The organism is Streptantibioticus silvisoli, from assembly GCF_027947535.2.
Taxonomy (GTDB): Bacteria; Actinomycetota; Actinomycetes; order Streptomycetales; family Streptomycetaceae; genus Streptantibioticus_C; species Streptantibioticus_C silvisoli.
The window spans coordinates 1-6,269 of sequence record NZ_JAAGKO020000116.1; the positions used below are offsets into that span (position 1 = coordinate 1).

Consider the following 6,269-nt stretch of genomic DNA (forward strand, 5'->3'; position numbering starts at 1 on the left):
GTGCCGCGGATCACGGGAACCCGCCCCGCCGCCGCGGAGAGGTAACGGTGTGAAGCACACCGAAGAAGGAGACGGACTGCGGCGCCGCGTCAGGGCGGGGGAGCGGGCGGCGTTCGCCGAGCTGTACGAGGCGTACGCGCGCGTCGTCTACAACCACGCGCGGCGGCTGACCGGCGACTGGTCCACGGCCGAGGAGGTCATGTCCGAGACGTTCCTCGCCGCCTGGCGCACCCGCGAACGGGTGGAGCCGGACGGCGGTTCGCTCAAACCGTGGCTGCTGGGTATCGCGACGCACAAGGCGCACAACGCCAACCGCGGCAGGCGGCGGCGCCTCGCCTTCCTGAGCCGGCACCCCGGCCCGCCGGTGGTCGCCGACTTCGCGCAGGAGACGGCCGGACGGCTCGACGACGCCCGCCGACTGGCCGCGGTCCAGGCCGCGTTGGGCCGGCTGCGCCGCCAGGAGCGGGAGGTCCTCGTGCTGTGCGTGTGGTCGGGGCTGGACTACCAGCAGGCCGCCGAGGCCCTCGGGGTCCCGGTCGGCACCGTGCGGTCGCGCCTGTCGCGCGCCCGGGCCAGGCTCCGGCGGCTCAGCGCGAACCAGGCGGAACCGCGGCCCGCCCGCGGAGCGGTACGAAACGAGGCCGTGTTCGCGGCCCTGCCCGTCCGGGAGGAAACCCCATGAACGACACCACCGCGTCCAGCCCCGGACCGTACCCGGCCGAGGTGCGGGAGCTGGCACTCCTCCTGCCGCCCCCGGCCGAACGGGACCTCCCGCCCGGGCGCCACCTCCACCACAAGGACGTCCTGATGCGACGCGTCGACCACGACACCACCCCCGCCCCGCCGTCCCGGCGCAGGCTGCTGCGCCCCGCCGTCCTGGCGCCGGTCACCGCCCTCGCGCTGGCCGGCGCGCTGGCCGTGAGCCTCCACCCGGGCGGCCACGGCGCCGCGCGGGAGACGGCGCACGGTGCCGCGGGCACCCGGCAGGCCACCGTGCTGCTCGGCCGGATCTCCGACGTGGCCCTGGCCACCGACGCCGTCCCGGTCGGGGACAGCCAGTTCGTCTACGTGCGCAGCGAGGTCCGGGGGGCGGACGAGACGAGCGGGAAGGCCGTGACCGGGCCGCTGACGGAGCGCGAGGTGTGGTTGTCGCAGGTGCCGGGCCCGGTGCGGCGGCTCGGCCTGATCCGCCAGGACGGCGCCACCGAGCCGATCAACCCGGAGCTGGGGGACACCCACGGGACCGCCGCGGGCCTGGACCGGCCCACCTACCGCTGGCTCGCCTCACTGCCCACCGACCCCGGCGCGCTGCTGAGGTACCTGTACGCCAGGACCCCGGCGGCGTACGGACTGGAGCGCGACCAGGCGGTGTTCGACCAGATCGGCGACCTCATCTCCGAGCAGGTCATGCCGCCGGCGAACGCCGCAGCCCTGTACCGGGCGGCCGCCCGCATCCCCGGGGTCACCGCCGCACCGCGGGCGACCGACGCCCTGGGCCGCCACGGTGTCGGCATCGCCCGCGACGACAGCGCGCACGGGGAACGGTCGGAGTGGGTCTTCGACGCCCGCGACCTGTCCTTCCTGGGGTCACGCACCTACCTCACCGAGGACAGCACGCTCGGCAGGGCCGGCACCCTGCTCTCCAGCGACGCGGTGCAGCAGCGCGCGGTGGTGGACCGGGCCGGCGAACGCCCCGCCCCCGCCCGGCCCTCGGCGGCACCGTCGACCACGGCACGGCCGCGTGGCTGACGGGATCGCGTCGTCGACCGCGGTGCGCTCGCGTGCTTGACGGGACCGGGTCGCCGATCGCGGCGCCCCCGCCCGGCTGACGGCACCGCGCCCGCGGGCCGGCCGCACCCCGGGCCTCCCGGCGGGGCCGGCCCGCTGGCGGTGTCCGCGCGCGGGGTCGGATGATGGCTGTCCCGGCCGGCGCCGCGCGGACGGGGACGGGGACGTCACCTCGCGCGCGGGGCGCCGGCCACCCGTCCGGTCACCCACCGGGGGGCGGCGGCGCGCCGTCCCCCCCGCGTGCGGGAGCCGGCCGGTGCGTGACCCCGGGGCCGGCCCGTCCGCGGCGCCGGGCCCGACCGGCTCCCGCGTGGCGGGGGCCCAGCCGTACGAACAGCGCGGGACCGCGATCCGGTCGCGTGCGTCAGGAGGAACCACCGATGCAGAGCCTGACCGGCAGGACCGCACTCGTCACCGGCGGCAGCCGCGGTATCGGCGCCGCCGTCGTGCGCCGGCTGGCCGCCGACGGCGCCGCGGTCATGGTCAACTACCGTTCCGACGAGGCCGCGGCGCGTTCGCTGGCCGACGAGCTGACCGCGTCCGGCGCCCGGGTCGCGCTGGCGCGCGCCGACGTGAGCGAACCGGGCGCGCCCCAGCGGCTGGTGGCCGAGACCGTCGCCGCCTTCGGACGGCTCGACATCGCCGTCAGCAACGCGGGCATCGAGCACTTCGGCGCGCTGGAGACGCTGACCGAGCAGGACTTCCAGCGGGTGTTCTCCGTCAACGTGGCCGGCCAGCTGTTCACCGCCCAGGCCGCCGCCGCGGTGATGGAGGCGGGCGGCCGGATCGTGCTCACCTCTTCGGTCAGCGCCCGGATCGGGGTGCGCCACCACGCGCTGTACGCCGCGAGCAAGGCCGCGGTCCGCGCGCTGGCGCTCAACCTCGCCCCGGAGCTGGGGGAGCGCGGCATCACCATCAACGCCATCGCGCCGGGCGGTACCCGCACCGACATGGCGGCCGAGCATGCCGCGCGCTATACGCCCGCGTCCCTGGCGGACGTGGCCCCCGGCGACATCGTGCGCGGCATGACCTCGGCGGGGCGCTGGGCCGAGCCCGAGGAGGTGGCCGCGGCGGTGCGCTTCCTGGTCTCCGGCGACGCCTCGTACGTCTCCGGCAGCACGTTGGCCGTCGACGGCGGCTGGATGTAGCCGCGCGGCCGGACGCGTCGGGCGCCGCCGGTGACCGCGGCCGGCGGTGCCCCGCGTGCCGCGTCCGCCCGCCCGCCCGGGTCGGGCAACGGCCTGCGGAACAGGGGCTCGGTGCGACATCATGCAGGTCATCGCATACTGTGATGACCTGATGGCGCGGGGTCATGCGGTGAAACGCGCCCTGGAACGTTGAGGTGACACCGGGTGACGGGGGAAACCGGGGAGCGCACGAACGCGTGGGCGACAAGTCCGCGGCGTGCGATAGGTGGGATTGTGCGACAGTATGTCCCAGACATGTCTATTGCATCCTTTGCGCTGGACCATGCCGGGCGCATCAGCGCGTGGAGTGCTGACGCCCGCTCCTGGTTCGGCCACTCGTCGGCCGAGGCGCTGGGGCGGCACTACGACCTCCTGATCGCGGAGGCCCCGCCGGGCGCACCGGCCGCCGCGCTCGGCGCGGTCGCCTCGGGCGACGGACGTGTCATGTCGGTGACACTGCGGGACGGCAGCCGGCGGGACGCGCTGCTGACCTGCTCACCGCTGGCCGAGCCCGGCGGCACCACCGGACTGCTGTGCCAGATCGGCGAGATGGGGCGGTCCCCGCGCAGCGAGGTGCAGAGCGCCTTCGCCGACGCCCTGATGCGCACCTCCCCGTTCGGCCTGGGAGTGCTCGACAACGAGCTGCGGTACGTGATGGTCAACGACGCCCTCGCCGAGTTCAACGGCATGTCCGTGGGCGACCACCTCGGCTCGCGGGTCGGCGAGGTGGTGCGGGCCGCGGACGGCGGCGAGTACGAGAAGCACCTGCGCGGGGTGCTGGAGACCGGCGAGCCCCTGCACAACGTGGTGCTCGCCACCCGCAGCCAGGGCCGGCGCGACCGGGACAAGGCGTGGTCGGTGAGCTTCTTCCGGCTGACCGGCCGGGAGGGCCAGGTCCTGGGGCTGGGCGGCCTGATCGTCGACGTGACGCAGAAGGAGACCGCCCTGCTCGACGCCTCCGCCGTCCGCCAGCGGCTCGCCCTGGTCAACCAGGCCGGCAGCAAGGTGGGCACCACGCTGGAGCTGGCGGAGACCGCGCGCGAGCTGACCGCGTTCGCGGTGCCGGAGTTCGCCGACGCCGCCTCGGTGGAGGTCCGCGAGGACTTCCTCGGCGGCGGCAGGTTCCGTTCCACCGACCGCCCGGTCTCCACCGTCCGGCTGGCCGGCCGCAGCGTACTGGAGGACGCGGCCGACCGGGCGCTGTTCGCCGACGACCGCAGCGAGCACCTCTACCCGGTGGGATCGCGCACCCACGACACGGTGCGCACCGGCCGGCCCTGGCTCAGCGACGACGTCGACGCGGCCGACCTCGCCGACCTCGACGACCCCGGCGCCCCCGCCCGGCCGCCGGGCCGCAACGGGCTGGGGTCGCTGATCACCGCGCCGCTGCTGGCCCGCGGCCGCTGCCTCGGCCTGGTGCGCTTCGGCCGCTCCAGCCACCGCGACCCGCTCGACGCGGACGACCTCAAGCTCGCCGAGGAGCTCGCCACCCGTACGGCCCTGAGCCTGGACAACGCGCGGATGTACGAGGAGGAGCGGCGGATAGCCGTGGCGCTCCAGCGCGACATGCTGCCGGGCGAGCACGAGATCACCGGGCGCCCCGGACTGGAGGTCGCCTCCCACTACCGGTCCACCAGCCGCTCGGCCAAGGTCGGCGGCGACTGGTTCGACGTCATCCCGCTGTCCGGCCACCGCGTCGCCCTCGTCGTCGGCGACATGATGGGCCACGACATCCAGGCCGCCGCCGGCATGGGCCAGCTGCGCACCGCGATGCACACCCTGGCCAGGCTCGACCTGGAACCGGTCGACCTGCTCACCCGGCTCGACGACATCGTGCAGAACAGCCCCGCCATGCAGCACGCCACGTGCGTCTACGCCGTGTACAACACGGTGACCCGCGCCTGCGGCATCGTCAACGCCGGCCACCCGCCGCCCGTGCTGCGCCACCGGGACGGCTCCACCGAGATCGTGGCGGTCGACCCGGGGGTGCCGCTCGGCATCGGGCTCGGCGGAACGGAGTTCGCGGTCGTCGACATCGAACTGCCCGAGGACAGCACGCTGGTGCTCTACACCGACGGCCTGATCGAGCGCCGCGGCGAGGACATCGAGGTGGGCATCGAGTCGCTGCGCTCGGCGCTCGGCGGTCCGGCACCGGCCGGGGAGGCGTTGCAGGAGCTGTGCGACGGGCTGGTCACCGCGCTCGTCGACCTCGGCGGCGACGACGACCTCGCGGTGCTCATGGCCCGGGCGCCGAGCACGCCCGAGCACTGCTGGATCCGCTGCAAGCTGCCCCCGGAACCCCGCTCGGTGCCGCTGGTGCGCGACCTGGTCCGGCGCACCCTGCACGACTGGGACCTGGACGCCCTGCGGGACACCGTGGAGCTGCTGATGAGCGAACTGGTCACCAACTCCGTCCGGCACGCGCGCGGGCAGGTCGAGATCCAGATGGCCCGGGGCGAGACCCTGGTCGTGGAGGTGGCCGACGACGACGAACGCCTGCCGCACCTGACCCGGGCGGCCGACGACGACGAACGGGGCCGGGGCCTGACCCTGGTCGGCGACATCGCCGCGCAGTGGGGCGCGCGGTCCATCGACTCGGGGAAGGTGGTGTGGTTCGAGCTGCCGCTGCCCGCACCGGACGGCGGCGGACCGCCCGTCACACCGTCCGGCGGCCGGTCCCCGGCACCGGCGCCCGCGGCGTTCCCGGAGACCGGACAGGGCCCGCTCGGAGCCGGATGACGCGGCGGGCGACCGACTTCACCCGCCGGAAGCCGAAAGGTACGATGCTGCTGATGTGGAGCGTGAGTGTGGCAACTCGTGCGAGGTCTCCGCGAAGACGCGGCAGGCTACCGGCTCCCCGGCGCGGCCGGACACCCTGCTGCGCCGCTTCGACCTGATGGCCGGCCTCGACCCCTCCGCGACCGCGGTGCGCGCCGGGACGTCGGCCCTGAGCTACCAGGCGCTGGCGGACGCCTCCCGCGCGCTGGCCGCCCGGCTGGCCCCCGTCCTCGACGGCCGTCCCGGACCGGTCGCCGTCCTGCTCGAACCCGGCCCCGGCCAGCTGACCGCCGCCCTGGCCGCCCTGCGCTGCGGCAAGCCCTACCTGCCGATCGACCCGGCCTACCCGCCGCACCGCGTCGACCGCATCCTCGCCGACGCCGCCCCCGCCGCCCTCATCGCCCCCGGCGGCGAACCGCCCCCCCCGCCCGCCCCCCCACCGTCCGCCGCCGCGCCCCCCCCCCCCCCCCCCGGTGGGACCGCCTCCCGGGGGACCCCCTCCCCGGCGACCCCCCC

5 protein-coding genes are annotated in these 6,269 nt (G+C 75.9%); all 5 read left to right on the forward strand.

Annotation, left to right across the window (positions count from 1 at the left end):
• Window positions 1–49: 49 nt before the first annotated feature.
• Entirely contained in the window at window positions 50–682 is a 633-nt protein-coding gene (locus tag POF43_RS34160; protein WP_271324843.1) for an RNA polymerase sigma factor, read from the forward strand.
• Window positions 679–1,749, forward strand: coding sequence for a CU044_5270 family protein (locus tag POF43_RS34165; RefSeq protein WP_271324844.1), 1,071 nt, complete (start codon window positions 679–681; stop codon window positions 1,747–1,749). Before POF43_RS34160 ends, POF43_RS34165 begins: the two co-directional genes overlap by 4 nt.
• Window positions 1,750–2,168: 419 nt before the next feature.
• Window positions 2,169–2,936: an SDR family NAD(P)-dependent oxidoreductase gene (locus tag POF43_RS34170; RefSeq protein WP_271324845.1), complete on the forward strand. Its 768-nt coding sequence runs from the start codon at window positions 2,169–2,171 to the stop codon at window positions 2,934–2,936.
• A gap of 294 nt (window positions 2,937–3,230) precedes the next feature.
• Complete coding sequence (locus POF43_RS34175; RefSeq protein WP_271324846.1) at window positions 3,231–5,714, forward strand: ATP-binding SpoIIE family protein phosphatase; 2,484 nt, start codon at window positions 3,231–3,233, stop codon at window positions 5,712–5,714.
• Between the two features lie 55 nt (window positions 5,715–5,769).
• Window positions 5,770–6,269 (forward strand): AMP-binding protein (locus POF43_RS34180; RefSeq protein WP_282704957.1); only part of this gene is annotated, 500 nt, incomplete at its 3' end.

What these genes read in the sequence shown, in the direction of transcription:
- POF43_RS34170 (WP_271324845.1), top strand. Translation starts at nt 2,169, where the DNA reads ATGCAGAGCCTGACCGGCAGGACCGCACTCGTCACCGGCGGCAGCCGC.
- POF43_RS34175 (WP_271324846.1), top strand. Translation starts at nt 3,231, where the DNA reads ATGTCTATTGCATCCTTTGCGCTGGACCATGCCGGGCGCATCAGCGCG.
- POF43_RS34165 (WP_271324844.1), top strand. Translation starts at nt 679, where the DNA reads ATGAACGACACCACCGCGTCCAGCCCCGGACCGTACCCGGCCGAGGTG.